The organism is Arthrobacter sp. TE26545 (assembly GCF_056279005.1).
The window spans coordinates 3,219,907-3,246,506 of record NZ_JBWBQM010000001.1 but is presented as its reverse complement, the minus strand read 5'-3'; the positions used below and the strand labels follow the sequence as shown (position 1 = coordinate 3,246,506).

Annotated in this window: 26 protein-coding genes and 1 tRNA gene; 15 read left to right on the top strand and 12 right to left on the bottom strand. The window is 65.8% G+C overall.

The features are described from left to right. The first annotated feature begins 22 nt into the window (after window positions 1–22). The 4 genes from ACZ9CK_RS14750 to ACZ9CK_RS14735 are packed head-to-tail and all read left to right on the top strand — an operon-like array spanning window position 23 to window position 3,054. Entirely contained in the window at window positions 23–706 is a 684-nt protein-coding gene (locus ACZ9CK_RS14750) for a DUF2848 family protein (RefSeq protein WP_476050308.1), read from the top strand. Continuing rightward, window positions 703–2,169 carry a 4-hydroxyphenylacetate 3-hydroxylase family protein gene (locus ACZ9CK_RS14745; RefSeq protein ID WP_476050307.1) on the top strand — a complete coding sequence of 489 codons (1,467 nt, stop codon included), beginning with the start codon at window positions 703–705 and terminating at the stop codon, window positions 2,167–2,169. Before ACZ9CK_RS14750 ends, ACZ9CK_RS14745 begins: the two co-directional genes overlap by 4 nt. A gap of 2 nt (window positions 2,170–2,171) precedes the next feature. Then, a complete protein-coding gene (locus ACZ9CK_RS14740) occupies window positions 2,172–2,528 on the top strand; it encodes a cupin domain-containing protein (protein WP_426299710.1) in 357 nt (118 codons plus the stop codon). A 1-nt stretch (window position 2,529) separates the two neighbouring features. Continuing rightward, window positions 2,530–3,054, top strand: coding sequence for a flavin reductase family protein (locus tag ACZ9CK_RS14735; RefSeq protein WP_426299708.1), 525 nt, complete (start codon window positions 2,530–2,532; stop codon window positions 3,052–3,054). Between the two features lie 211 nt (window positions 3,055–3,265). Here ACZ9CK_RS14735 and ACZ9CK_RS14730 read toward each other — a convergent pair whose 3' ends face one another. Then, complete coding sequence (locus tag ACZ9CK_RS14730) at window positions 3,266–3,979, bottom strand: GntR family transcriptional regulator (RefSeq protein WP_476050306.1); 714 nt, start codon at window positions 3,977–3,979, stop codon at window positions 3,266–3,268. Window positions 3,980–4,080: 101 nt separating this feature from the next. Here ACZ9CK_RS14730 and ACZ9CK_RS14725 point away from each other — a divergent pair, with 101 nt between their 5' ends. From ACZ9CK_RS14725 to ACZ9CK_RS14705, 5 genes are all read left to right on the top strand, one after another. After that, entirely contained in the window at window positions 4,081–5,535 is a 1,455-nt protein-coding gene (locus ACZ9CK_RS14725; RefSeq protein ID WP_476050305.1) for a sugar porter family MFS transporter, read from the top strand. 189 nt (window positions 5,536–5,724) lie between these two features. Next, window positions 5,725–7,194, top strand: a complete 1,470-nt coding sequence (locus ACZ9CK_RS14720; RefSeq protein WP_476050304.1) for an APC family permease — start codon at window positions 5,725–5,727, stop codon at window positions 7,192–7,194. Window positions 7,195–7,216: 22 nt separating this feature from the next. After that, the gene (locus tag ACZ9CK_RS14715; RefSeq protein ID WP_426299700.1) at window positions 7,217–7,855 is read left to right on the top strand and encodes a TetR family transcriptional regulator; all 639 of its coding nucleotides are present in this window, start codon (window positions 7,217–7,219) and stop codon (window positions 7,853–7,855) included. Window positions 7,856–7,890: 35 nt separating this feature from the next. Further along, window positions 7,891–9,198 (top strand): phosphoribosylamine--glycine ligase, encoded by a 1,308-nt coding sequence (purD, locus tag ACZ9CK_RS14710; protein ID WP_426303510.1) that lies wholly within the window; start codon window positions 7,891–7,893, stop codon window positions 9,196–9,198. A 2-nt stretch (window positions 9,199–9,200) separates the two neighbouring features. After that, window positions 9,201–10,136, top strand: coding sequence for a phosphoribosylaminoimidazolesuccinocarboxamide synthase (locus tag ACZ9CK_RS14705; RefSeq protein WP_426299698.1), 936 nt, complete (start codon window positions 9,201–9,203; stop codon window positions 10,134–10,136). A gap of 453 nt (window positions 10,137–10,589) precedes the next feature. Here ACZ9CK_RS14705 and ACZ9CK_RS14700 read toward each other — a convergent pair whose 3' ends face one another. Further along, on the bottom strand, window positions 10,590–10,760 hold the full coding sequence (locus tag ACZ9CK_RS14700) for a hypothetical protein (protein ID WP_426299696.1): 171 nt from the start codon (window positions 10,758–10,760) through the stop codon (window positions 10,590–10,592). A gap of 432 nt (window positions 10,761–11,192) precedes the next feature. On the opposite strand from ACZ9CK_RS14700, the gene ACZ9CK_RS14695 reads away from it, so the two are divergent. Further along, window positions 11,193–12,281 carry a fatty acid desaturase family protein gene (locus ACZ9CK_RS14695; protein WP_426299694.1) on the top strand — a complete coding sequence of 363 codons (1,089 nt, stop codon included), beginning with the start codon at window positions 11,193–11,195 and terminating at the stop codon, window positions 12,279–12,281. Window positions 12,282–12,354: 73 nt separating this feature from the next. Beyond that, window positions 12,355–12,789, top strand: a complete 435-nt coding sequence (locus ACZ9CK_RS14690) for a LapA family protein (RefSeq protein ID WP_476050303.1) — start codon at window positions 12,355–12,357, stop codon at window positions 12,787–12,789. A 39-nt stretch (window positions 12,790–12,828) separates the two neighbouring features. On the opposite strand, the gene ACZ9CK_RS14685 is transcribed toward ACZ9CK_RS14690, so the two are convergent. Further along, complete coding sequence (locus ACZ9CK_RS14685; RefSeq protein WP_426299692.1) at window positions 12,829–14,106, bottom strand: helix-turn-helix domain-containing protein; 1,278 nt, start codon at window positions 14,104–14,106, stop codon at window positions 12,829–12,831. 140 nt (window positions 14,107–14,246) lie between these two features. On the opposite strand from ACZ9CK_RS14685, the gene ACZ9CK_RS14680 reads away from it, so the two are divergent. Beyond that, a complete protein-coding gene (locus ACZ9CK_RS14680) occupies window positions 14,247–14,498 on the top strand; it encodes a hypothetical protein (protein WP_426299690.1) in 252 nt (83 codons plus the stop codon). 3 nt (window positions 14,499–14,501) lie between these two features. On the opposite strand, the gene ACZ9CK_RS14675 is transcribed toward ACZ9CK_RS14680, so the two are convergent. From ACZ9CK_RS14675 to ACZ9CK_RS14640, 8 genes are all read right to left on the bottom strand, one after another. Further along, window positions 14,502–14,663, bottom strand: a complete 162-nt coding sequence (locus ACZ9CK_RS14675) for a hypothetical protein (RefSeq protein ID WP_426299688.1) — start codon at window positions 14,661–14,663, stop codon at window positions 14,502–14,504. A gap of 34 nt (window positions 14,664–14,697) precedes the next feature. Further along, window positions 14,698–14,774 (bottom strand) — tRNA-Pro (locus ACZ9CK_RS14670). A gap of 107 nt (window positions 14,775–14,881) precedes the next feature. Continuing rightward, window positions 14,882–16,711: an ABC transporter ATP-binding protein gene (locus ACZ9CK_RS14665; protein ID WP_476050302.1), complete on the bottom strand. Its 1,830-nt coding sequence runs from the start codon at window positions 16,709–16,711 to the stop codon at window positions 14,882–14,884. Beyond that, window positions 16,708–18,519, bottom strand: coding sequence for an ABC transporter ATP-binding protein (locus ACZ9CK_RS14660; RefSeq protein ID WP_476050301.1), 1,812 nt, complete (start codon window positions 18,517–18,519; stop codon window positions 16,708–16,710). The genes ACZ9CK_RS14665 and ACZ9CK_RS14660 overlap by 4 nt, the downstream gene beginning before the upstream one ends. A 220-nt stretch (window positions 18,520–18,739) precedes the next feature. Continuing rightward, window positions 18,740–19,441, bottom strand: coding sequence for a type 1 glutamine amidotransferase domain-containing protein (locus tag ACZ9CK_RS14655; protein ID WP_476050300.1), 702 nt, complete (start codon window positions 19,439–19,441; stop codon window positions 18,740–18,742). Between the two features lie 109 nt (window positions 19,442–19,550). Beyond that, window positions 19,551–20,444 (bottom strand): LysR family transcriptional regulator, encoded by an 894-nt coding sequence (locus tag ACZ9CK_RS14650; protein ID WP_426299680.1) that lies wholly within the window; start codon window positions 20,442–20,444, stop codon window positions 19,551–19,553. 3 nt (window positions 20,445–20,447) lie between these two features. After that, window positions 20,448–21,395, bottom strand: coding sequence for a metallophosphoesterase (locus ACZ9CK_RS14645; RefSeq protein WP_426299678.1), 948 nt, complete (start codon window positions 21,393–21,395; stop codon window positions 20,448–20,450). Between the two features lie 3 nt (window positions 21,396–21,398). Continuing rightward, window positions 21,399–23,684 carry a transglycosylase domain-containing protein gene (locus ACZ9CK_RS14640; RefSeq protein ID WP_476050299.1) on the bottom strand — a complete coding sequence of 762 codons (2,286 nt, stop codon included), beginning with the start codon at window positions 23,682–23,684 and terminating at the stop codon, window positions 21,399–21,401. 37 nt (window positions 23,685–23,721) lie between these two features. Here ACZ9CK_RS14640 and ACZ9CK_RS14635 point away from each other — a divergent pair, with 37 nt between their 5' ends. From ACZ9CK_RS14635 to ACZ9CK_RS14625, 3 genes are read left to right on the top strand one after another with little or no spacing between them, the layout of a single operon-like run. Further along, window positions 23,722–23,877, top strand: coding sequence for a DUF4177 domain-containing protein (locus ACZ9CK_RS14635; RefSeq protein WP_115789890.1), 156 nt, complete (start codon window positions 23,722–23,724; stop codon window positions 23,875–23,877). 2 nt (window positions 23,878–23,879) lie between these two features. Further along, window positions 23,880–24,416, top strand: coding sequence for a RidA family protein (locus ACZ9CK_RS14630; RefSeq protein WP_426299674.1), 537 nt, complete (start codon window positions 23,880–23,882; stop codon window positions 24,414–24,416). A 16-nt stretch (window positions 24,417–24,432) separates the two neighbouring features. Then, complete coding sequence (locus ACZ9CK_RS14625; RefSeq protein WP_426299672.1) at window positions 24,433–25,344, top strand: NUDIX hydrolase; 912 nt, start codon at window positions 24,433–24,435, stop codon at window positions 25,342–25,344. 555 nt (window positions 25,345–25,899) lie between these two features. Here ACZ9CK_RS14625 and ACZ9CK_RS14620 read toward each other — a convergent pair. After that, on the bottom strand, window positions 25,900–26,577 hold the full coding sequence (locus ACZ9CK_RS14620; RefSeq protein ID WP_013602309.1) for a Crp/Fnr family transcriptional regulator: 678 nt from the start codon (window positions 26,575–26,577) through the stop codon (window positions 25,900–25,902). Between the last annotated feature and the right edge of the window lie 23 nt (window positions 26,578–26,600).

Genomic DNA, 26,600 nt, shown 5'->3' with positions numbered 1-26,600 from the left:
ACCCTGAGCAGGAAAGACACCCATGAAGACAAACACCCGAACGCTGGCGTTCGACGTCGAGGGCACCGGTGAGACGATCGAGCTCACCGACTTCACTGCCGTCGTGGCCGGATACACCGGCCGCGACGCCGCCGCCGTCCAGCACCACATCGACGAACTCGCCGCCATCGGCGTGGCACCGCCGCCGGCCGTACCCATGTTCTACCCCGTGGAAAGCGTCACGGTCAGCCCGGCAGCGGCGCTGGATGTCGCAGGGGAGAAGACCTCCGGCGAAATCGAGCCGCTCTACATCCGGCACGGCGGCCGCTACTACCTTGGCATCGCCTCGGACCACACGGACCGGCACGTCGAAACCCTCGACATCGGCGATTCGAAGCGGGCCTGCCCCAAACCGGTGGCCGGCACCGTCGTCGCGATCCCCGAACTCGAAAGCCTCTCGCTGGACGAGTGCCGCGCCCGCAGCTGGGTGGACGGCCGCCTGTACCAGGACGGCACGCTGGACAAGCTCCGCACGCCGGCCAATGTCGTCGGGCTGCTCCTGGAGCGCAGCGACATCGGCGACGGCGACTTCGTCTGCCTCGGCGGAACCCTGCCGGTGATCGGCGGCGAGTTCATCTACGGGCGCGAATGGCGCATCGAACTGACCTTCCCCAACGGAAACACCATCGACCACACGTACATCATCACGAAAGGACAGCAGTCATGAGGACCGGAGACGAGTACATCAAGACGCTCAACGACGGGCGCACGGTATTGATTGACGGCGCGGTAGTCGACAACGTCGCCGAACACCCCGCATTCCGCAACGTGGCCCGCACCATCGCCGAGCTCTTCGACATCGCCGCGGACCCGGCCAACGGCATGCAGTACCACAGCAAGGAAATCGGGGGCACGGCCAACCGGGTCTTCAGCATCCCGCGCAGCGCCGAGGAACTGAAGCTCCGCCGCCTCGCCGTGGAGCGCTGGGCCAAGCACACCCACGGCTGGGTGGGCCGCAGCCCCGACCATGTCGGCACCTTCTTCGCCGCCTTCGGCGCGCACCCTGAGGTCTTCGCCAGCGAGGAACGCGACTACGCCGGCAACCTCACCCGCTACTACGAGCGGATCCTGCGGGAGGACCTGTATGTCTCCTACGCGATCATCCCGCCGCAGTATTCGCGGGCGACGACGGCGTCCGGCTGGGAGGGCGACAACATCCAGGTGGGTGTGGTCGGAGAGACCGAAGAAGGCCTGATCGTGCGCGGCTCGCAGATGCTTGCCACCGGCGGCGCCATCGCCGACGAAGTGTTCGTCACCTGCATCAAGCCGCTGGGTCCGGACGACGTGGACTTCGCCATCAGCTTCGCGCTGCCGGCCGCCACCAAGGGCCTGAAGTTCCTCTGCCGCCGCCCCTACGCCACGAGCACCACGAGCGAGTTCGACTACCCGCTCACCAGCCGCTACGACGAATCCGACGCCCTGGTGATCTTCGACGACGTGCTGGTGCCGTGGGAGCGCGTATTCATCAACCGGAACATCGACACGCTGCGCCGCCAGTTCTTCGACACCGGCGCCCACGCCCTGGGCAACTGGCAGGCGCAGACCCGCCTGACGGTCAAGCTGCAGTTCATCGCGGCCGTGGCCCGCAAGATCGCCGCCGTCAACGGAACCGACCGGATCCCCGGCGTCCAGGAAAAGCTCGGCGAACTCGCGGCGCTGGTCTCCTCGGTCGAGTCCGCGCTCCTCGCTGCGGAGTACAGCGCCGAAGCCGACGAGTCCGGCATGCTGGTTCCGGGAAAGCGTGCGCTCTACGGCATCATGGGCCTACAGTCCGAGACCTACCCGCGGGTCATCCAGATCCTCCGCGACCTGGCCGGCGGAGGCGTGCTTCAGCTGCCCTCCGGCGTCGCTGACATGAAGAGCGAGGTGACTGCTCCCGACGTCGAGAAGTACGTCGCGTCCCCGAACGTCAGCAGCGAGGAACGCATCAAGCTCTTCCGCCTGGCCTGGGACATCATCGGCACCGAGTTCGGCGGCCGCCACCAGCAGTACGAGCTGTTCTACGCCGGGGCACCGTTCGTGGTGAGGGGCGCCTACACCTACCGCAACTACGGCTACGAAAAGCATGTGGCCGAACTGGACGAGTTCCTGGCCGGCTACGACGTGGACGGCCGCAAGGAGGAGGACTAGCCATGGCAAAGCCGGAGTTCGAATTCACTCCCACATCCTCGGTGGAGTTCACCCCGTGCAACCCACACATCGAGGGCCTGTCCGAGGCCATCCTGGCCCGGGACGACTCCAACGACTCCGTCACCCGGATCCTGAAGTTCGAACCGGGCACGGACACCTCGCCCAACGGCGCCCTGACCCACGATTTCTGGGAAGAGGTCTTCATCTTCGAGGGCTCCTTCGTGGACCAGCGCCTGGGCAGGACCTTCAAGGCCGGCGACTGGGCCACGCGCCCGCCAGGCATGGAACACGGACCGTGGATCTCCGAGAATGGAGCCAAGATGTTCGAAGTGCGTTACTACCAGGACGGAAAGAACTGACATGGTCACTCCAGCAGTCTTCGCCGAGCCCGACGGGCTGGCCATGCGCCGGACCATGGGCCGCTTCCTCACCGGTGTGGCCGTGGTGACCACTGAGCACGACGGCGAGCAGTATGGCATGACCATCAACTCGCTCACCTCCATCAGCCTGGACCCGCCCATCCTGATGATCTCGCTGAACTTCAACACCCGCACCGGCGACGCCGTGCTGGCCAGCGGGAGGTTCGCCATCTCCATCCTCGGCGCGAAGCAGGAAGCCGTGGCACGGCAGTTCGCCACCCGCGGCGGAGCCCGCTTCGAAGCCGGGTCGTTCGACACGACGGAGGGCGGCCTGTCGGTGGTGGCGGGTGCGCTGTCGCAGGCCGAGTGCAAGGTGGTGCACCAGTACGACATCGGCGACCACCAGGTGTTCTTCGGCCAGGTCGTCTCCTGCCGGGACCGGGACGGCGAGGGCCTGGCCTTCAATGCCGGCAAGTTCGGCTCGTTCCGCGACTTCAACCACGATGCGATGCCTTGGACGTTTTAGGGCGCTGGACGTCCTAGGGCCAGCTGGCGCATAGCAAGGCCGCCGTCTTCCGGACACCGGAGGGCGGCGGCGTTCCGTTTTTAACACCCTGTTGTTAAATCCCGACGGCGGCCTGCCGCCCCCACCGCACACGTCCACCTTTGGCTTCGAAGACCGGACATATCAGTAACATGCGCACACCTCGGCGCCAAGGCCGGACATGTCCGGTGGATCAGGCTGCGCGGGTCCGGGCCACGAAGCGGAAGCGGTCCCCGCAGAAGCGGCCGACGGTCCACTCGACCACCCTGCCGCCGTCGTCGAATCCGGTGCGGTCGATCCGCAGCAGCGGCGAACCCATCTCGACCTTCAGGAGCCGGGCTTCCTCGGGGCCCGCCAGATAGGTCTCGACGCCGTCCTCCACCTCCGTGATCCGGATGCCGAAGTCCTCCCGGAGGGTCGCGTACAGCGAACCGCGCTCCCGCAGGCGCTCGTCGAAGCCCGTCAGCTCGCCCGGGATGCAGGCCGTTTCCAGGCCGAGCGGTTCGCCGTTGCCCAGGCGGACACGCTGCACCCTTACGAAGGGGGCGCCCGGAGCGAGCTGCATGTGCTCGGCCTCGAGGGCATGGCTCCCGTCCACATGGAGCTGCTCGATCTCCAGGATTTCCGACGACGGGGTGTAGCCGATCGCCTGCGCGTCCTCGGTGAAGGAGGTCAGCTGCCGCACGTGCGTGATTTTCGGCCCGCCCGTGTAGGTGCCCGAGCCCTGGGTGCGGGTGAGTTTGCCTTCGGCGACGAGCTCGCCGATGGCCTTGCGGACTGTGGTGCGGGAGGTGCCAAAGTCCAGGGCGAGCGTGCGCTCGGTGGGGATGAGGGAGCCCGGAGGCAGGTCCGCGATCATCTCCAGGATGCGCATCTTGTAGACGTAGTACTTCGGCAGTTCGCTCACCGTCCGATCTTAACTCTTGACGGCCAGATTGGTCTATGCCAATCTTGTGCAAGTTGGTCTACACCAATTCAGCCCCTGTCTCCCAGACCCCGAGGACACCGATGTCTCTCCTGAACGACCTGCGCAGCACCCCGCGGCTCGGCCTCCTGATCGGCGCGACTGCCGCCGCCGTCGGCGTGATCTACGGCTACGACCTGTCCAACATCGCCGGCGCCCTGCTGTTCCTGACCAAGGAATTCCACCTCTCCACGAGCGACCAGGAAATGGTGACCACCGCCGTCGTTGTCGGCGAAGTGCTCGGCGCCCTGGTGGGCGGCTGGCTCTCCAACCGCATCGGCCGCAAGGCGTCCATGGTGGCCGTCGCCGCCTCCTATGCCGCCTTCGCCCTGCTGAGCGCGTTCGCCCCCGGCATTCCGGTCCTGATGGTGGCCCGCCTGTTCCTGGGCCTGACCATCGGCATCTCGGTGGTGGTGGTCCCGGTCTTCGTTGCCGAGAGCTCGCCGGCCAAGGTGCGCGGCGCCATGCTCGTTGCCTACCAGGTGGCCACGGTCATCGGCATCATCCTGGGCTACACCGCCTCCTGGGCCCTGTCCTCCACCGGCGAGTGGCGCTGGATGCTGGGCCTGGCCGCGGTTCCCGCGGTGGCCGTGCTGGCCATCCTCCTCCGGCTCCCGGACACCCCGCGCTGGTACGTCATGAAGGGCCGCTTCGAGGAAGCCCGCCGCACCCTCACCACGATCGAACCTGACTCCGACATCGACGCCGAGATCGAGGGCATGCGTGCCGCGCTCGCCGAGGAATCCGGCGGACGCAAGTCCGGAGTGGTCAAGGAAATGCTCCGCAAGCCGTTCCTGCGCGCCACCGTGTTCGTGGTGGGCTTGGGCTTCTTCATCCAGATCACCGGCATCAACGCCGTGGTCTACTACAGCCCGCGCATCTTCGAGGCCATGGGCTTCAGTGGCAACGAGGCGCTGCTGCTCCTGCCAGCCCTGGTCCAGGCCGCGTCCCTCGTGGCCGTGTTCGTCTCCCTCGCCCTCGTCGACAAGGTGGGACGGCGGCCGATCCTGCTTGGCGGCATCGGCATGATGGTGGTGGCGAACGCCCTGCTGATCGGCGTCTTCCTGGCCGGCCAGTCCTTCGGCGGCGCTCTCACCGTGCTCGGCTTCCTGGGCGTGCTGCTTTTCACGGTCGGCTTCACCTTCGGCTTCGGTGCCCTGGTGTGGGTCTACGCCGGCGAAAGCTTCCCGGCCCGCCTGCGCTCCCTGGGTGCCAGCACCATGCTCACCTCGGACCTGATCGCCAACGTGGTGGTCTCCGCCTTCTTCCTCACCATGCTCCAGCGCCTGGGTGGGGCCGGCACCTTCGCCGTCTTCGGCGCGCTCGCCGTGGCCGCGTTCTTCTTCGTGCACCGCCTGGCCCCCGAAACCAAGGGCCGCAACCTGGAGGACATCCGGATCTTCTGGGAGAACGGCGGACGCTGGGAATCCCGCGAGGTTTCCCGCGGGGTGCCCGGCGGTGTTTCCCGCGACGTTTCCGGCGGGGTGCCCGCGGCCTAGCGCTGAGCCCAAGCCGCGGGGAGCATGCCCCTCCTGGCTTCGAAGGTTGGACATAGTGCGCATATGTCCAGCCCTCGCAGCCGGGAGTAGGCATGCTCCCTGGCATTTAACCCTTCATCCGGGCGTCAAAAACGGATGACTTGTCGTCGGGCTATTGACGGGGTATTTGAGGTGCATCATCATAAGTGAATGGCTTTCACTAATGAGGAGACGGCAACGGCGCCGTCCACAGACATCGCCCCCGGCGGACTGAAAAAGAATGCGATCGGCACGCGGGACATCGTCTACATGCTCGTCTCGGCTGCCGCCCCGCTCACCATCGTGGTGGGCATCGCGCCGCTGGCGCTCGCCGTCGGCGGTGTGGGTGCCCCTGTCATCTACATCGTCGCGGCAATAGGCCTGGCGCTTTTCGCCATCGGTTTCATGGCGCTCACCCGGCACGTCAAGTCCTACAGCGGCTTCTACGGCTACATCTCCAAGACTTTGGGCCGGGTGATCGGCCTGGGCTCCGGGCTCACGGCCTGGATGAGCTACAACGGCATCCAGATCGGCCTCTACGGGCTGCTCGGCATCCAGGCGGACCTGGCCGTCAAGGGCCTCACCGGCATCTCCCTCCCGTGGTGGCTCTACGCGATCATCGCCATCGCCGCCGTCTGGTACCTGGGCTGGCGCGGCATCGACGTCGGCGCCAAGGTACTGGCCGTGCTGCTCACCCTGGAGACCGTGATCGTCGCGATCGTCGCCGTCTTCGTTCTCGGCAAGGGAGGCGCTCAGGGCATCGGGTTCGATTCCTTCAGTCCCGAGGCCATCTTCTCTCCGCAGTTCGCCGCGGTCATTTCCCTGGGTTTTTCGGCCTTCATGGGCTTCGAATCAGGCGCCCTCTACCGGGAAGAAGCACGCGACCCGGACCGTAGCGTGCCCCGCGCCACCTACATTTCCATCGCGTTCATCGGCGCGTTCTACGCCTTCTCCGTGTGGATGATGGTGCAGGCCTTCGGGCCCAAGGCCATCCAGGACTTCGCCGCCGGCCACCTCGACACCGGCGACACCGCGTATATCATGGCCGGCGAGTTCGCGGGCGAATGGTGTGTGAGCCTCATGAGCCTGCTGATCGTGACCAGCATCTTCGCTTCCCAGCTGTCCTTCCACAACACCATCAACCGCTACACGCTGTCGCTCAGCCGCGAGGGCATCTTCCCCAAACACTCCGGCCGGATCAGCCTGCGGTACAGCACGCCGTCGGTGGCCGGACTCGAACAGACCCTGCTCGCCCTGGTCCTCGTGGCCGCTGCGGCCGTGTTCCAGCTCGACCCGTTCACCCAGTTCCTGATCTGGACGAACACTCCGGGCGTGCTGGGCATCCTGTTCCTGCAGGCGCTGACCGGAATCGGCGTCGTGGCCTTCTTCCTCCGCCGCCGGGACCGCAGCTTGCGCTGGTACGTGGTTCCCTCTGCGGTCATCGCCACGGTGCTGATGGTGGTGGTGTCCTTCCTCATGGCCGCCAACGCGGAACTGATCACCGGACTGCCACCAGGCGACCCGGTCAACACCACCTTGCTGGTCATCGCACCGCTGGTGTTCGCCGCGGGGGTGGCGCTCGCCGTCGTCCTGCGGCGGGTAAACCCGGCCGCCTACCAGCGCATTGGACACGCGGAGTAAGCCGGGAGCCTAGGCTGGAGGAATGCAGACTTCGGCGAAGAAGAAGATGGGGCGTCCCCTCACCCCGCGGCTTTCCCGCAAGGCCATCGGCCGGGCCGCCCTGGCCATGTTCGAAGCGGGGGAGGACCTCTCCCTGCCCAAGCTCGCCGAGCGCCTCGAAGTCACCCAGTCCTCCTTTTACAAGCACGTCAGCGGCCGCCAGGAAATCATCGAACTGGCCCGCGGCGCGCTGGTGGAGCGGGCCCGGGTGCCGGAACAGTTCCCGGACACGCTCGACGGCGTCATCCGCCAGACGTTTGAGGCCCTGATCAGTGCCTACCGCCTGGTGCCGGCCCTCCTTCCGCTGCTGCTCACCCAGCCGGTCACCCACCCCGCCGCGCTCGGCCTCTACGACCACTTCGTGGCGGCCTTCGAGAAGGCCGGAGTCCCGGCGCACCTGATCATCCCGGCTATCGAGGCCCTGGACAGTGCGGCGATCGGTGCAAGCCTCGACGCCTTCGCCATGGAGGCCGCGTGGAGCATCGATGAGGGCCGGCAGGAGAGCTACCCCCATCTGTCCATGGCACTGGATGCTGTGGCAGCCAGCAAGACCGACCGCTTCACCTTCCTCGCCGACGTCCTCGCGGCGGGATTGAAGGCAGCCATCGACGACACCGCTTAGGTCCGGGCAGGCGGCACAAAGTACCCTTGGAGACTGTGAAGGTACTCGTCATTGGCCCCGGCGGCCGCGAACACGCCATTGTCCGCTCCCTGCTCGAAGATCCCAACGTGTCCGAGGTCCACGCGGCTCCGGGCAACGCCGGCATCGCCAAGCTGGTTCCCACGCACGCCATCGACGGCAACGATCCCGCCGCCGTCGCGCAGCTTGCCGGCAAGCTCACGGTGGACCTGGTGGTCGTAGGCCCCGAGGCTCCGCTCGCCGCCGGTGTGTCCGACGCCGTTCGCGAAGCCGGCATCCCGGTGTTCGGCCCCAGCAAGGCCGCAGCCCAGCTTGAGGCGTCCAAGGCCTTCGCAAAGGAGGTCATGGCCGAAGCCGGCGTGCCCACCGCGATGGCCCGAGTCGCCACCAACACCGAGGAAGCCGCCGACGCACTGGACACCTTCGGTGCCCCGCACGTTGTCAAGGACGACGGCCTGGCGGCCGGCAAGGGCGTGGTGGTCACCAACGACCGCGCCGAGGCCCTGGCCCACGCCCAGGCCTGCTTCGACGCCGGCGGATCCGTGGTCATCGAAGAGTTCCTGGACGGCCCCGAGGTTTCCCTCTTCGTCCTCTGCGACGGCCGCACCACTGTTCCCCTTTCCCCCGCGCAGGACTTCAAGCGCATCTTCGACAACGACGAAGGCCCCAACACCGGCGGCATGGGTGCCTACACCCCGCTGGACTGGGCTCCCGAAGGCCTCGTCCAGGAAGTCATCGACCGCGTGGCCCAGCCCACCGTGGACGAGATGGCCCGCCGCGGCACCCCCTTCGTCGGCGTGCTGTACTGCGGCCTGGCCCTGACCTCGCGCGGCACCCGCGTCATCGAATTCAACGCCCGCTTCGGCGACCCCGAAACGCAGGCCGTCCTTGCCCGGCTCAAGACCCCCCTGGGTTCCTTGATGCTGGCAGCGGCCAAGGGCGAACTGGACACCGCCGAAGAGCTGCGCTGGTCCAAGGACTCCGCGGTCGCCGTCGTCGTCGCGGCCGAAAACTACCCCGACACCCCCCGCACCGGTGACCGCATCACCGGACTGAAGAAGGTTGAAAGCCTCGAAGGCGTCCACGTCATCCACGCCGGCACCAAGCTGGACGAGGAAGGCCGGGTGGTCTCTGCCGGCGGGCGTGTCCTCGCCGTAGTGGCGCTCGGCAGCGACCTGGTGGAAGCCCGTGAACGGGCGTACGACGGCGTCGAGCTGGTCCAGCTGGAAGGCAGCCAGTACCGTACGGACATCGCAGGCAAGGCCGCCCGCGGCGAAATCCGGGTGTCCCCGACCACCGGCACGATCCCGGCGGTGAAGGGCTGATCATGACCGAACTCAACACCGGTGGTTTTGCCGCCGAGACTCTCGATCTTCCGGGCTGGAAGCACGTGTACTCCGGCAAGGTCCGCGACCTCTACGTCCCGGCCGACGAATCGATCAGGGAACAGGTTGGCCAGGACTGCGTCCTGGTGGTGGCCAGCGACCGGATCAGCGCCTTTGACCATGTGCTCTCCAGCGAAATCCCGGACAAGGGCCGCATCCTGACCCAGCTGAGCCTGTGGTGGTTCGAACAGCTCGGCGTGGAACACCACGTGCTGGCCTCGACCGTGGCCGGCGGTGTTCCCGAGGCCGTCGAGGGCCGGGCGATGATCTGCAAGAAGCTGGACATGTTCCCCGTTGAGTGCATCGCCCGCGGCTACCTCACGGGCTCCGGCCTGGCCGAATACAAGCAGTCCCGCACCGTCTGCAGCATCCCGCTGCCGGAGGGCCTGGTGGACGGTTCCCGCCTGGCGGAAGCCATCTTCACGCCGTCCGCCAAGGCCGAGGTGGGCGAACACGACGAGAACATCACCTTCGAGGCCGTGGTGGATGCCGTGGGTCCGGATGTCGCGGACCGGCTCCGCGAACTCACCCTGGCCATCTACACCAAGGCCGAGGAGATCGCGCGCGACCGCGGCATCATCCTGGCGGACACCAAGGTGGAGTTCGGCGTGGACGGCGCCAGCGGCGTCATCACCCTGGGCGACGAAGTGCTCACCCCGGACTCCTCGCGCTTCTGGGACGCGGCAAGCTACGAACCGGGCAAGGCACAGCCGTCCTTCGACAAGCAGTACGTCCGTGACTGGCTGACCTCCGCCGAATCAGGCTGGGACCGCGCATCCGACACCCCGCCGCCCGCGCTGCCGGCCGACGTCGTCGAACGCACCCGGGCCCGCTACGTCGAGGCCTACGAGAAGCTCACCGGACGCAGCTTCGCCTGACACGACCGGTAGCAAGTGGGCGTCGTCGCCTACCGTCCCGGGCGTTTCTGCGGATCTTCCAAGGCTGGGTTCCCCTCGGGGCGCTCCTGCGGATTGGTTCCCGGGCCATCCGTAGGGTTGGCGTCGGGGTCCTCCACGGGAGGGTCCTGCGTGGCATCGAACGGGAAGCCCTCGCGCGGACTTGTCGTGGGGTCCGGGGGCACCTCGCTCGGTGCCGGGTCTCTGGGATTCCCGTTCATTGCATTGTTCCTTGACTGCTTGCGACTTGAGAGACGCCTGCTTGCGACTTGAGAGACGCCGGTCCGTGGCTAGGGGGCCGGCGTCCTGCGTGCCGGAAACCCGGCCAACGGTTCCCGGCGGTGGAGGTGACTGGCCTTGACGGCCAGGGCCGGGAAGGCTGCGGGTCGGGAGGTCCGGACTGGGGAGAAGACCGGACTCCTGACCAAGCCAGCCTTAGACGCCGTGGGATCGCCGTCGGGAGGTGAAGCTGAGGAGCCAGCCGATGGCGGCGAGGGCCAAGACGATCACGCCAACCCACAGCAGGAAGCTCAGTGACGGCGTGAATCCGCCGACGAAGAGCAGGACTATGGCGATAACGCCTACAACAATTAGAAGCGTGTTCATGGTGAACGCATTCCGTTTCCTTGCGGGAATCCGCACCGAGGTTTTCGGATTCCCCTTGCGACATGTTCAGTACAGCCCAATCGCAGCTGTTGGTTCCTCGCAAGGCGCCCCCGGCACCTTCCAAGGGCTCGTTTTGTGAACGGCAGGCCTGCCCCTGTTGTGTTGGGGCGCCAACCATGGCCACAAGATCATTAATTGCACTTACCAGCACCCTTATCAAGGCCACCAGCCGAAGGCTTCTTCCTGCGGCGCCGCACCACGTGGCCGGGCAATTTCCTGCCCTGGACCGCCAAGGTATCCGTGAGTGCGGCAGCTTACAAACGAAATGAATCTGCGCGGGGTGCAAGGCCATTCCGCCCCGGTCCAAGCGGGCGTATTCTTTGGGCAAGGGTAAGTAGCGCCGCGCTGCGCCCCCGAGCGGTTCGAGGCATCATGGAAAAAGCACCTTCAGAGGCTGAAAATCCACGCCAGCGCCAGTCCCCGAACCAAGTGGTCAACAGTTACGTCCTTCTCCTCAAGCAGGTGCGGCAGGCCGGCTTGCTACGACGCAGGCGCGGTTTCTACATCACCGTCTTCGTCATTCTGATGGCAGCCTGGGCGGGCACCTGGACCGGATTCATCCTGCTTGCGGACACCTGGTTCCAACTGCTGATCGCCGCCGGCATGGGCGTGGTGCTGACCCAGTTTGGATTTCTGGCCCACGAAGCAGCACACCGTCAGATTTTCGCATCCAAGGGTATGAATGAGTGGTCCGCCCGCCTTATCGGGACCGGTTTGGTGGGGATCAGCTACGCCATGTGGACCCGGAAGCACACCCGTCACCACAACCACCCCAATATGATCGATAAGGATCCGGATATCCACACCGGGGCGATCGCCTTCCATCCGCAGGCGGCGGCTTCGCGTACCGGCTTGATGATCGGGGTGACGCGCCGGCAGGGATGGCTGCTGTTCCCACTGCTGTTCTTCCTTGGCCTGAGCCTGCACGTTGATTCGTTGAAGTACCTGTTTCGCCGCGGGAGCGTTGATCACCGGTGGGTCGAGATCCCGCTGCTAACGATGCGGCTGCTCTTGGTTCCGGTGCTCGTGTTCTGGATCCTGCCCGTTGGCATGGCGTTCGCGTTCCTCGGCGTGCAGGTGGGCGTATTCGGGTTCTACATGGGCGCCTCGTTCGCGCCCAACCACAAGGGCATGCCCGTCATGCCAGCATCCAGCCGGGCGGACTTCCTTCACCGTCAGGTGATTACGGGACGCAACATCGCCGGGGGCTGGTTCATGGACACTCTCATGGGTGGGCTAAACCGCCAGATCGAACACCATCTGTTCCCGGATATGCCCCGTCCATACCTGCACCGTGCAGCCACGTTGGTGCGCTCCACCTGCCTGGAGCAGGGAATCCCCTACACCGAGACCAGCCTCATCGCCTCCTACGCGATCGTGGTCCGTTACCTGAACGCCGTCGGCCTGATGGCTGGTGGACCATTCGAATGCCCCGTTGCGGAAAACCACAGGCCACGATGAATGGAGGCGCGGGGGTGCCGCGGGCCGCTCAAGAGCGGAGGATTGAAGTGTACCGAGAGGAAAGTGACCAATAATGGCATCGGAACCAGTGACGCCCGGAGGCCTGCCGCCGAAGCAGCAGCCCCAGACAGGAGCGACTTCGGAAACCGCCTCCTCCCTTCCCACTGTGGCAAGGCCCAAGCCAACCCGGTCCGGTGTGGTCTGGGTGGCCGTTGTCGTAGCGCTCATCATGCTAGTGCTGCTGATCATCTTCATCCTGCAGAATCAGGAACCCGCCAGGGTAATGTTCCTAGGCCTCGAAGGTACGCTCGCCCTGGGAATGGCACTATTCATCGCCAGCGTGGGCGGGGGAATAGTCGTAGCTGTCGCGGGCGCGGCAAGGATCATCCAACTCCGCTCCAACGCCCGCAAAGCCAGGCAGCTCTACAAGCGCAGCCAACCGCCCCTTCAGGGGACGATCAAAGAAGGTGGACCCCAGCGGACGCGCCGTCATCGGCCCGAGGCATGAATGGACCCCACGGGGACCCTGTCTTTTTCCGGGATTCGGCTACTTGGGGGAGTTCGCAGCGTGGCTGGCCGCCTGGGCGCGCCGTTCGGCGAGGCGGATCTCCAGGAGCGAATCCATGGCCTGCTGGACACGGTCCGCCGCGCCCGCGGCCGTGAAGTCCGCCTGCGCTTCTTCTAGGTAGACCAGGGCATCGGCGTTCTCACCGGCGGCCTTGAGTGCCTTGCCGAGCAGGAAGGACACCTCGCCTGCGGTGTGGCGGGCCAGTTCGCCACGGTCCGCGTGGATTTCACGAAGCTTCGCGACGGCGGCCAGGATGTCCCCCGTGAGGTAGAGCCAGCGCGCGCGGATGAACGCCACTTCCAGCTGGTCGGTCTTGTTGCCGCCCACGATCGACAGGGCGAGTTCGGCACGCTCGATCGCCGAGAGCGTCTCGGGTTCCACGATGCCCGAAGACAACCTGACAGCCGCCGAGGCCTTGTTGAAGCGGGCCCAGAGTTCGATGTCGTTTGCGGGGGAGAGGAGCTTTGCCGCGCGCTCGTGGTGTTTGATCCCTTCAGCGTAGTCGTGCCGCATGAAGGCCACGTTGCCCACCACCCAGGCGACTTCGCCTGCGAGCTGGGACATGGAGTGTTCGTCCATCTGCGCCATCATGGACTCGCAGTATTTCCAGGCCTCGTCCAGCTTGCCGCTTTCGGCGAGGGCACCGATAAGGGCCCGGTGCGCGCCGATGATGAGCGTGGAGCCCTTAGGGAGCTGCTGGCTGAGCCGGACCGCCTCCGTGGCGTGTTCGACGGCGGTGGCCAGCTGCCCTTGGCCGTGGCAGACGGCGGCGAGCATCTGGCGGGCGCGGACGCCGAGGCCCGCCGATTCGGTGGCCATCGGGTGCTCCAGTAGATGCTGGATGATCTTCTGGCACTCCTTGAGCTGGCCCTGCTTCATGACGCATTCGGCCTGCATGTAGGTCATGTTCCACCAGGCGCTGGTGTTCCGCGCTTCCAGGGCGATCTGCGCCGCGGCCGCAGCGTGGCTGGCCGCCAGCGGGTAGTCCCTGAGGTCCCATGCCTGCCGCGCGTAAAGGCCGGCAAGTACGTACTCGGCATCGCTGACGGACACCGGCTGGCTCCAGGCTTCCAGGGCTTTGGGTGCCAACTCGAGCCGGCGGGCAAGTTCTTCGATGACCTCGGCAGTGGGTTCGCGGCGGCCGGTCTCCAGCAGTGAAATGTAGCTGGGGGAGTAGAGGTCCTTGCCCAGTTCGGCCTGGGTCAATCCTCGTTCGAGCCGCTCGGCACGGAGCTTTTCTCCGAATCCGTTGCCCACCGCGTCCTCCTAGATATGGTGCTTTAGTGCCGTCTTTCCGGGTTAACCTTGACAGCCTCTGTGGAAAACATTTTACAATGTGTGTCAACAGGGACCGCACTAATTTCCATAACGAATCCGACTCGCATCGAGGGAAAACCATGTTCAAGAAGATCGCTGCATCTGTCGCCTTGGCGGGCGCTCTTGCATTCACGGCCGCGGCTCCGGCCGTCATCTCTGCAGCCCCTGTCGCAGACGCCGTTCATACGGTGCTCAGTATCGGCAATTGGCCCGACCCTATGCGCTCACAGGCCATTGGCAACTGGCCTGATCCGATGCGCGCCCAAGCCATTGGCAACTGGCCTGATCCGATGCGCGCCCAGGCCATCGGCAACTGGCCGGACCCAATGTAATAATCAATTGATTTGATAAATCACCCCGGCGTCTGGGCGTCGGGGTGATTTCTTTTCCGTCGGAGGGCCCGGCGGCGAAATGCTAAACCGGCCAATGGAATGTTTTTCGCCGGCGCCGGAAAGCCGGCCGGAAAAACCGGCCAGCGAATTGTTTTGCTTAAACAAGAAGGGCCTCCCTAATGGAAGGCCCTGCTCTAATTGGTCGGGATGACAGGATTTGAACCTGCGACCTCTTCGTCCCGAACGAAGCGCGCTACCAAGCTGCGCTACATCCCGATCCGTTGCAAAAGCAACGTGTTCAAGGATAGCCGATCCCTGCCCCGGATGCGAAATCGGCGGCGCACCGTCCCCGGACAGGGCCCCCGGGACGGGTGCTCCGGCGCTTAGACGAGCGACTCCCGCCAGGCCCCGTGCAGCGCGGCGAAGCGTCCGCCGCCGCTGATCAATTCGGCGGGAGAACCGTCTTCGACCACCTCGCCGTCGTGGATGACGAGCACCCGGTCCGCGGACTCGACGGTGGACAGCCGGTGGGCGATGATGATCGCCGTCCGTGCTGCGGCTCCGCCTGGTCCGGTGCCGGCGAGCAGGCTGGACAGGCCGGCCTGCACCAGCCGCTCGGACGGAATGTCCAGGGACGAGGTTGCCTCGTCCAGGATCAGCACGGCGGGTGCCGCGAGGAACGCCCTGGCAAAACTGATCAGTTGGCGCTGCCCTGCGGAAACCCGTCCCCCGCGCTTGTTGACGTCGGTGTCATAACCGTCGGGCAGTGCAGCGATGAAGTCATGGGCGCCGACGGCCCGGGCTGCCGCCTCGATCTCGTCGCGCGAGGCGTCGGGGCGACCGAGGGCAATGTTGTCCGCCACCGAGCCGCTGAACAGGAACGCTTCCTGGGTGACCATGACCACGGCGCGGCGCAGCTCGCTGCTGTCCAGGTCCCGCAGCTCCACGCCGTCGAGCGTCAGGGAACCGGCGGTGACATCGTAGAAGCGGGCGATCAGCTTCGCGAGCGTGGACTTGCCGGCCCCGGTCTGGCCCACGAGGGCCACGGTCTGGCCCGCCGGAATGTGCAGGTTCAGGCGGGGCACCACCGTTTTGCCGGCGCCGTAGCTGAACTCCACGTCACGGAACGCGATCTCGCCGCGGGCATGGGGGAGCGGAACGGGGTTCTTGGGCGGCCGCACCGTGGGAACTTCCTCCAGCAAGCCGGACACCTTCTCCAGGGCGGCCTGGGCGCTTTGGAAGGAGTTGTAGAACATCGCCATCTGGTCCACCGGCTGGAAGAAGCGCTTGGTGGACAGGATCAGGGCGAGGAGGACGCCCACGGCGAGTTCGCCGCTGAGCACCCGGAAGCCGCCGAGGAGCAGCACCACTGCCACGCACACGTTGCCGATCAGCACCAGGCCCGGCTGGAAGATGCCGTTGAGGTTGATCGAGCGCACCGTCACACGGCGGTAGTCCTCGGAGAGTTCGCCGTAGCGCTGCGCGTTCTCTTTCTCCTTCCGGAAGGCCTTGACGGCACGGATGCCGGTCATGGTCTCGACGAAATGCACGATCAGCCGTGCCGAAACCACGCGGGACTCCCGGAAGGCGATCTGCGAATGCTTCTGGTACCAGCGGGCCAGGAAGAACATCGGGACGCCGGCGGCCAGCATGATGAGGCCGCTGCGCCAGTCGAGCGCGAAGACCGTGATGGCCGTGAACAGCATGAACAGCAGCCCGGATGCCAGCGAGCTGACGCCGGAGTCCAGCAGTTCGCGGAGGGCTTCAAGGTCCGAGGTCTGCCGGGCGATAATGCGGCCCGAGGTGTACTTTTCGTGGAACTCGAGGCTGAGCCGCTGGGTATGGCGGAACACCCGCAGGCGGAGGTCCAGGAGCATGGCCTGGCTCAGCCGCGCCGTGGACGTGACGTAGAGCGCAGTGAGGGCCGCGGTGGCCACGGCGGAAGCGAGGTAGAGGACGCCGGCGAGCAGCAGGGGTCCGTTACTGCCCGCCTGCAGCGCCGGCAGGGCATGGTCGATGCCGAAGGCGATGATGGCCGGGCCCGCCACGCGGGTTGCCTGGGACAGGACCACCATGGCCAGCGTGAGCCAGAAGCGGACGCGTACCGGCCTGATCAGCGAGCCCAGCAGCGCGAGGGAGCGGTGCCGCACAGCCTTGCTGTCCGAGCGGCTGAGGTGCGCATTGTCCTCGTTGGATGTACCGAAAGTGCTCATCGCCGTGCCTCCCCGGCCTGTTCCAGTTCGTCCAGTTCGTCGTCGAGGTTGCTGTCCAGGTCCTTCGGACCTTCGTCGAGGCTCGCGATGACGAAGCGGTAGTGCGTGTTGCGCTCCAGCAGTTCCGTATGGGTCCCGACGTCGGAAATCCGCCCGTCCTCGAGCAGGGCCACGCGGTCCGCGAGGGCGACAGTGGACGGCCGGTGCGCGACGATCAGCGTGGTGGTCTCTTTCAGCACTTCACGGAGCCGGGCTTCCACCAGTTCCTCGGTGTTGACGTCCAGGGCCGAGAGCGGATCGTCCAACACCAGCACCCGCGGTTTCGCCGCGATTGCCCGGGCCAGGGCGATGCGCTGGCGCTGCCCGCCGGACAGGCTGAGTCCTTCTTCGCCGATCAGGGTGTCCACGCCGTCGGGGAGGGAGTAGGCGAAGTGCGCCTGGGCGACGTCGAGCGCTTCGTCCAAAGCGGCCTCGGAAGGATCAGGTGCGCCGAGCAGCACATTCTCCCGCACGGAACTGGAAAAGAGAGTGGTGTCTTCGAAGGCCACGGCAACCACGGTCCGCAGTTCCTCGACGTTGAACTCCCGCACGTCCACGCCGTCGATCCGTACGGATCCGCCTGTGGCGTCGTAGAGCCGGGGGACGAGTTGGAGCAGCGCGCTCTTGCCGCTTCCCGTCACGCCCACCAGGGCCATGGTCTCACCGGGGCGGACGTCAAGTGTGATGTCGTGCAGGAGGGGGCCGCCGTCGTCGAACGCGAAGGAAGCGTGGTCGAAGCGCAGGCCGCCGCGCAACTGGGGCGGAGACTGCGGCGCATCCGGACTGGTGATGGTGTTGGGCGTGTCCATGACTTCGAAATGCCGGTCCAGGGCGGTTTTGGCCGTCAGCGCCATCGCCAGCAGCATGCCGGAGAACTCCACCGGTGCGGCCACCACAGCGGCAGTGGCGAAGAACGCCACCAGGGAGCCGATGCTCAGCTCGCCGGTGGAAGCCAGCATGATGCCCGCCACCAGCCCGACGCCGAGGGCCAGTTCCGGCAGCAGGGTCACCACCAGGCTGAACTCCGCCTGCTGCTTGGCCTTGGCGATCTCGGTCTGCCTCAGTTCCTCTGCCTGGCCGTTGAAGTTTTCCAGCGCCTCGCGGCTGCGGCCGAAGGCCTTGAGCACGCGGATGCCATGGACCGATTCCTCCACGGTGGTGGCGAGGTCTCCGGCCTGGTCCTGGCTGAGGCGGGCCACCAGGCTGAAGCGCCGCCGGAAACGGAAGGAGTAGACCATGATCGGCAGTGCCGCGGCCAGGAAGATCAGGGCCAGTTGCCAGCTCATGGTGAACATGACGCCGACGCCGATCGCCACGGTCAAGGTGGTGACCACCAGCATGATGGCCCCGAATGCCATCCAGCGGCGCAGGAAGTTCAGGTCCGTCATGGCCCGCGAAAGCAGCTGACCCGAGCCCCAGCGGTCGTGGAAGGAAACCGTGAGGTCCTGCAGGTGGCCGTAGAGCGAGACCCGCATGCGGGTCTCCACCGTGGTGGCCGGGTTGATGACGAACTGCCGGCGCAGCGCCACCAGTCCCGCTTCTGCCATGCCGAGCAGCAGGATCACGACGGCGGAAATCCACACCGCGCTCCCCGCGCCGCCGGGTTTGAGGAAGTCATTGACCAGGACCCGGAGGACCTGCGGGATGGCAAGGGCCACCACGCTGGCAAGCAGAGCGCTGAGCAGGCCCAGGAAGAGCCGGGGGAGGATCGGCCTGACATGGGGGTAGAGGCGTTTGATGGAAGTGAAGAACGACGTTTGCTTGGACATACCCGCTTCTCGACAGCTGGATCTTCAGACGGCAGAGGTGGTTTCCTACAGCAACTACCCTATGCCATGCGTGATTCCCTTCACAGGGAGAAGGCAGCCAATGGTGAAATGTTTTACCACTTATCGTGATCCGTAATCGCATGACGCGGATCATTGGTGGAAACAGGAAGGCCGTCCCCGGTATTCCGGGGACGGCCTTCCTGTTGCTTTCCGGCGGGGCTCAGCCCTGCAGCGCCTCCAGAACCGCAGCTGCCACTGCGGCGCTGGACTGCGGGTTCTGGCCACTGATGAGGTTCCCGTCGCGTACCACGAAGCTGGACCAGGCGGCGCCGGCCTTGGTAACGGCACCCCGCTCGCGCAGCTTGGCCGCGACGAACCACGGGGTGTTTTCGCCGAGCCCGCCGGCAAGCTCTTCGTCGTCGGTGAAGACGGTGAGCTTGCGGCCGGCGAAGACGAAACTGCCGTCGGGCCTAGTGGCGCTCAGCAGGGCCGCCGGTCCGTGGCAGAACGGCGCGATGACCGTTCCGGCGTCGTCCGCCTCGCGCAGGATGGCTCCCAGAGTGGCGTCGAACGCAAGGTCGGCCATGGGGCCGTGGCCACCCGGCAGGACAATTGCGGAGTAATCCGCGGTTTTCACCTCGTCGAGGGAGAGCGGAGCCTTCAACTGGGCGGCGATTCCATCGAGGTAGGAAGACAGTTCTGCCACGGCTTCTTCGCTGCCGACATTCGCGACAGCGAGCGAGCCCGGGTCGACGGGAGCGGCCTTGCCGCCCGGAGTGGCGATGACTACGTCGTGCCCTGCGGCGGTCAGCTCGCGGTGGGCAACCACGAGTTCTTCGGCCCAGAAGCCGGTAGCGTGCTCGGAACCGTCGGCGAGCGTGAGGGAGTCTGCCGCGGTGGCGACCATGAGGATCTTGGACATTGTGTTCCTTTCGACGCCACTGAGTATGCCCGCCGCCGGAACCGCCCGGTGATTGGAAAACCTTGGCAGTCCATCCGATTCCTGATGCTGCTTCTCTGGAGTCCCGCCCCTACGGTTTCAGGTCCCCGAGCGCCCGTACGAAGGCACGCAGGTGCGGGTTCCGGCTGAGTTCGCCGGCGCGCACGGCAAGGTGCACCGTGTTGAGCGGAGGCACCTCGGGGGAGTGCAACTGCACGAGAGAGCCTTCTGCGAGTTCCTTTTCGATGAGGTAGACCGGCAGCACGGACATCCCCAGGCCGGATTTCACCACTGCCCGGATGCCCCGGAGGTCCGGGACGACGGCGGCTGTCTTGAGCCCGCTGGGACGATGCCCGAACACCGTGCGCCAGTAGCGGCGGATGATCGGCAGGTTCTCGGCGTAGGCCACCAGCGGGATGCCGGTGAGGCGGCCGGCGTTGTCTGCATCGACAACGGTTCCGGCCCAGGCGGGTGCCGCCACCAGGGCGAATTCCTCGTCGAAGTACGGTTCCGATTCGATGCCGCGCACGCGGGGCAGCACTGAGCTGAACACCACGTCCAAGGTGCCTGTGCGCAACTGCTCCAGCATGCCGTCGGCCAGGCCGAAGGTGATCCTGACAGGCGCTCCCGCCGCATCCGTCAGGTCCTTGAGCTTGGGAAGGAGCAGCTGGCTGGTGAGTTCGGCCGGGCCGCCGAACTGGATGGCGAGCGGCGAGTCGCCGGACGCCGGAAAGGCATTGGTGATGTCCTCCAGGGCGTCGACATGCGGGGCGACCTCGCGGACCAGCACCTCCGCCCGGGCAGTTGGCGTGACGCCGGTGCGATGCCTGGTGAACAGCGGATAGCCCAAGCCGGACTCAAGCGCACGGATATGGCTGGTGACGGTGGGCTGCGAGATGCCGATCAAGGCCGAGGCCTCGGTGAACGAACCCGTACGGTACACCGTGACGAAGGTCCGGAGATGTTCCAGGTCCGGCTTGGCCATCGGCTAGGTGCGCGGTGTGAGGGTCAGCAGCACGGCTTCCGGGCGGCAAGCGATCCGCACCGGTGCGAAACGCGAGGTGCCGATGCCGCCGGAGACGTTCACCGGCGTCGTGCGTCCGTTGCTTTCCCAATCGTTCAGGCCCCTGGCGCGCCAGGTGGGCAGGTCGCAATTGGAGACCAGGGCGCCGTAGCCGGGGATGCAGACCTGCCCGCCGTGAGTGTGCCCGGCGAGGATCAGGTCTGCGTCAGCCTCGGTGAAATGGTCCAGCACGCGCTGGTACGGCGCGTGGATGACGGCGACGCGGAGGTGCGGGCGCTTGTCCTGTCCGGCGGTGCCGCGGGGCCAGCCGGCATAGCGTTCGCGCTTGAGGTGCGGATCGTCGACGCCGGAGAAATCCAGCCGGACACCGTTCACGGGCAGCGACTGGTGCCGGTTGGTCAGGTCGATCCAGCCGGACATACCGAAGCCGGAGCGCAGCTTGGGCCAGTCCAGTTTGATGGGGTCCTTGCGGAGCCGGCTGGGGCCCTGGAAGTAACTGAGCGGGTTCTTCAGGGTGGGCGCGTAGTAGTCGTTGGAACCGGGAACGAACACGCCGGGCAGCGCCATCAGCGGGCGAAGGGCCTCAAGCAGTGGATCTATGGCCTTGGGGTGGCTGAGGTTGTCTCCCGTGTTGACCACGAGGTCCGGCTTCAGGTCCGCCAGGGACCGGAGCCAGGCCGCCTTCTTGTCCTGGCCCGGGACGAAATGGATGTCGCTCAGGTGCAGCACGCGCATCGGCGCCGAACCGGCAGGGAGGATCGGAAGGGTTTCCTCCCGAAGGGTGAACTGGTCCTTCTCCCACCAGCCGTAGGCGGCGGCAGCAGCGCCCGCTGTGGCGCCGACGGCGGCAGTGACGGCAAGGCCGCGTCCGAAGTCACGAACGCGGCCTACCAGTTGTCCCTGGGCGGTCATCAACTATTTGTCCTTCGGGGTGGTGCCCTTGTCGCCGGTACCCGCGCCGTTGTCGCCGCTCTTCGAATCGCCGCCCTTGGTTTCCTTAGGCGTAGGGGTGGGTGCCGGGGCCACATAACTCAGGTTCGAGGGCGGTTCCGGGAACGGATCCGTGCCGTAGCGCGGGGCCACCTGCAGCATGTAGTTGGCGAACTGCGGGCCGGCGATCATGTAGCCGTCGATGTTCGAGTAGAACTTGCCGTTGATGGTGATGTCACGGCCGTATCGTCCCTGGTCGCCCAGCGGATCGCCGAACCAGGTGGCGGTAGCCAGGCCGGTGGTGTAGCCGACCACCCAGGTGGAACCGTTGGAGTTGTTGGTACCGGTCTTGGCTGCAACAGGGAAGGTAGTGCTCGTTGAGATGCGGGGCTGGATCCAGAAACCCGAGCCCTTGTTCAGCACTTCCTGGAGACCCTTGCTGACGCCTCGGGCAACTTCAGGGGAAATCGCGTCCCGGCAGTTGCTGGACTGGGCCGGAAGCTTGGCGCCGGAAGAGTCCGTCACGGATTCAATGGCGATCGGTTCACAGTATCGACCGTCGTTCGCGAAGGTGGCGAAGGCGCTGGCCATGGTCAGCGGTGCCGTCTGGCGGGAGCCCAGCAGGTTGGCCAGGGTGGTCATCGGGATCTGCGGGTGCGGATCCGTGACCTTACCGTCCTTGTCCCGAGCGGGCAGGCCTTCGTGGATGCCCACGGCGTCCACGATCTTCTGGATACCGCACAGGTCCAGCTGGGATGCGGAGGCGAAGGTGGCGGTGTTGATGGAGTTCGCGAGGCCGTACAGCACGCTCATCGGGCGGTAATAGCCTTCTTCGGCGTTCTGCAGGTCCTGGCTGCCCTCTACGTTGCTGTCATACCAGCCGGAGGTCGGCGTGGAGCAGGTGTTCCGCCATGGGAAATCGATCGGGTACTTACGGACTCCGGCGTTGATCGTGGTGTACATCGACTTGCCCTCGTTGAGCCACTCCGCGAAGGTGAAAGGCTTCATGGTGGAGCCGGTCTGGAAACCGCCCAGGCCGTTGAGGTCCTGGCCGTTGGAGTCCAGGACGTCCACGTTGAAGTTCTGTTCGGCCTGGAACTTGCCCGGTGCAGGCAACCACACCGTATTTTGGGCCATGGAGACGATCTTGCCGGTCTTCGGCTGGACCGAAACCAAGGCGGCGCCCCACTTGTCAGGGTTGGCACCCGCAGCCGCGTTCACCTGTTCCTGGGCCACGGCCTGCGCCTTGGGATCCAGGGTGGTCTTGATGGTCAGGCCGCCGCGCATCACCCGGTTGGTGCGCTCGTCAGGAGTGGCACCATAGGCCGGGTTGTTCAGCAGCAGGTGCAACACGTAATCACAGAAGTACGGCGCCGAGGTGGCGTACGCACAACCCTGGCGGGCCGGGGTGATCTTGGTTTTGACCGGCGTGGCCACGGCCTTGTCGTAGTCGGCCTTCTTGATCTTGTGCTGGTTCAGCATGAGCTGGAGGACGAGGTCGCGGCGGGACTTGGCGTGGTCCGGGTTGGTGATGGGGTCGTAGTACGACGGCGAGTTTACGACGCCGGCCAGGAGCGCAGCCTGGGGCAGGGTGAGGTTCTTGGCGGTGGTGCTGAAGAAGAAGCGGGAAGCGGCTTCGATGCCGTAGGCGTCCCGGTTGAAGAAGACGATATTGAGGTAGCCCTCGAGGATCTGCTCCTTGGAGAACTTCTTCTCCAGGGCGATCGCGAGCTTCATTTCGCGCAGTTTGTCGCCGACGCCCTTGTTGACGCCGTTGAGCTTGACGTCGTTTTCCTTGCCCTGGGAGACAAGCGATTCGTTGATGACATTGTTCACGTACTGCTGCGTGATGGTGGACGCGCCCTGCTTCTGGCCGCGGGCGGTGCTGACCACGGCGCGCAGGATGCCGGTGGTGTCGATGCCGCCGTGCTCGTAGAAGCGGCTGTCCTCGACCGCGACGATGGCGTCCTTGATGTAGGGACTCATCTGGTCCAGCGGCACTCGCGTGCGGTTCTCCTTGTAGATCGAGGCGATCTTGGAGCCGTCACTGGCCAGGATGGTGGTGGACTGGCTGGGCGGGTTTACCTGGAGCTCCGCCGGCAGCGTGTCGAAGAACTGGATGGAGCCGCTGGCCGTGCTGCCCGACAGGGCGGCCGCGGGGACCAGCAGACCTGCCACCAGGACACCGCAAACGGCACTCACGCCGAGGAATGCGATGATCTTTCCCAGGGTGGTGGCAGTATCGAATATGGGGTTCTTGCGAGTCACCATGTTTTCCACTTTACCGGCAAGGGCTACGCTTTCTCTCATGACCAAATGGGAGTACGCGACGATTCCGCTCATTATTCACGCCACAAAACAGATCCTCGACACCTGGGGTGAGGACGGCTGGGAACTTGTACAGGTAGTCACCGGTCCCGATGGAAATGGTCTGGTCGCCTACCTTAAGAGGGAGAAGCAGTAACTATGACAAGCCCCGCAGAAACCACGTCTGGCGCGGAAACCCGGGCTCCGGCCTCCGCCGTCGAGCAGCGCCTGGCAGAGCTCGGCCTCGTCCTCCCGGAGGTGGCAGCACCTGTGGCCGCCTACGTCCCGGCGGTCGTCTCCGGCAACTACGTCTACACCTCCGGCCAGCTGCCGTTCGTTAATGGCAAACTCCCAGCTACGGGCAAGGTCTCCACCGGCGAGGAAGGCCAGTCCGAGGAAGCCACTGTTGCTCCGGAAGACGCCAAACTCTACGCCGAAGTGTGTGCCATCAACGCCCTCGCAGCGGTAAAGAGCGTCATCGGGGACCTCGACCGCATCACCCGGATCGTCAAGGTGGTCGGCTTCGTTGCCTCCGACCCGTCCTTCACCGGCCAGCCGGCCGTCATCAACGGTGCCTCCGAACTCCTGGGCAAGGTCTTCGGCGACGCCGGCATCCACGCACGCTCCGCCGTCGGCGTTGCGGTCCTGCCGCTCGACTCTCCGGTTGAGGTCGAACTGATCGCCGAATTCAGCTAGGAACCGGTCAAAGCAATTGCCTCAGCTAGCCCGACGCCTGTTCGTGTTGCCCCCTGAACTTGAGGGGGCAGCACGGAACTGGCTCCAGCTCGGCGAACGGAGTCCCCGCGCCGCGCGATATGCATCATCAGTAGTCCTGCTCCGTGACGCTCCCGGTGGCCTGGAGACCTGGATGGGTTACCGTCCGGGTACCTCCCCGCTGGGCGTGGTCGCCTTCCCGGGCGGCTCGCTGGACACGAGCGACGACGACGTCCTCGGCTGGCTGGGCCCCTCGCCCCAGCAGTGGGCCGAGGCGCTCGGAACCACCGACGTCGGGCTGGCCCGCCGCCACGTGGTGGGAGCCATCCGCGAACTGTTCGAAGAGACCGGCGTCCTCCTTGCCGGACCGGACCTGTCCACTACGGTGGAAGGAACGTCCACCCCGGAATGGATGAAAGCCCGCGAGGCCGTGGCTAACCAGGACAAATCCTTCGCCGACGTCCTGGCCAAGCGCGGGCTCTCCCTGCGCACCGACCTGCTCAAGCCGCTGGTGAACTGGCTCAGCCCGGACTTCGCCCACCGCCGCTTTAACACTCGCTACTTCGCAGCCACCGTCCCCGTCGGCCAGAGCCCCTCCCTCCTCCAGAGCAAGGGCGTCTGGGGCCGCTGGGTCCGTGCCTTCGAACTCATCGCCGAACGCGACACCACCATGCTCGGCGACGAAATCGGCCAGGAAAACACCATTGGCCTCACGCTCGGCCAACTCCTGGTCCCGGGCTCGGAAATCATGCTCGAAAAGATGGCCGCGGCCCAGGGCTGCATCGCCTACCTCAGCTACAAACGCAAGCACCACGTCTACCAGCCCCGCCTGGTCGAGGAGAACGGCGTGCTGATGCTCGAAGTCGAAGCAGCCCGCACCGTCGCAGGGGAGCCCCAGCGGGAGCGCTGACGCTTTTCCTCACCGCTCGGTGGTCGCCTTGCGTGGCGTTCCGTTGTGGTCACCTTTGGGTGGCGTTCTGTTGTGGTCACCTTTGGGTGGCGTTCTGTTGTGGTCGCCTGAGACGCAGACAGCGGCCCTCCGCCGTCGCTTAGACACGATGCAAAAGGGCACCTTCGGTCGCTGAGCGACATCCGGCACCCGATGCATCGCGATGCGCTCCTCTGCGGAGACCCGCCGTCTGCTTGCCGGTCCTTGCGTTACCGACTGCTAACTCAGGTCGGCACTGGGTGAGCGACATGGCGGATGGCGGTTCTTCCGAAAGGAGCGCATCGCGGCACATCGGAGCGCAGAGGTCGCCCAGCGACCGGCGCGCTCCCTATGTGTCGAAGCGTCGTCCCGAGGGCCCCGACGCGAGCTTGCGAGTGTTGGGAAGGGACCTACGCGCTAAGCGACGCGGAAGGGCCGTCTCCGCCGCCCAAGGTGACCACAACGTAGGTGCGGCACAGCGCACAAGAAAACGCAGAAGGCCGGTTCCATTCGGAACCGGCCTTCTTGCTTGACGACTTAACGGGAGCGCTGGCGCAGGCGCTGCATGTCCAGGATGACGACGGCGCGGGCTTCCAGGCGCAGCCAGCCGCGCTGGACGAATTCGGCGAGGGCCTTGTTGACCGTTTCGCGGGAAGCGCCGACGAGCTGGGCCAGTTCTTCCTGGGTGAGCTCGTGCGCTACGAGGACGCCGTCGGTGGCGGGGCGGCCGAAACGGTCTGCGAGGTCCAGCAGCGCCTTGGCAACGCGGCCGGGGACGTCGGAGAACACGAGGTCGGAAAGGGAGTCGTTGGTGCGGCGCAGGCGGCGGGCCAGTGCCTGCAGGAGCTGGGCGGACACCTCGGGGCGGGTGCGCAGCAGGGTGTTGAGGCTTTCGTTCTTCAGGCCGGCCAGGCGGGTTTCCGAAACGGCGGTGGCCGTGGCGGTGCGCGGGCTCGGATCGAAGAGGGCCATTTCGCCGAAGAGTTCGCCCGGGCCGAGGATGGCCAGCAGGGACTCGCGGCCATCGGGGGAGGTGCGGCCGAGCTTCACCTTGCCGGACACGATGAAGTAGAGCTGGTCACCCTGGTCGCCCTCGCGGAACACCGAAGCCCCGCGGGAAAGGTCCACTTCGGTCAGCTCGTCCGTGAGCAGACGGAAGGCGTCGTCGTCAAGGGTGGCGAAGAGGGGTGCGCGGCGCAGTACCTCGATGTCCATGAAATCTCCTGAGTAAAAGTTCG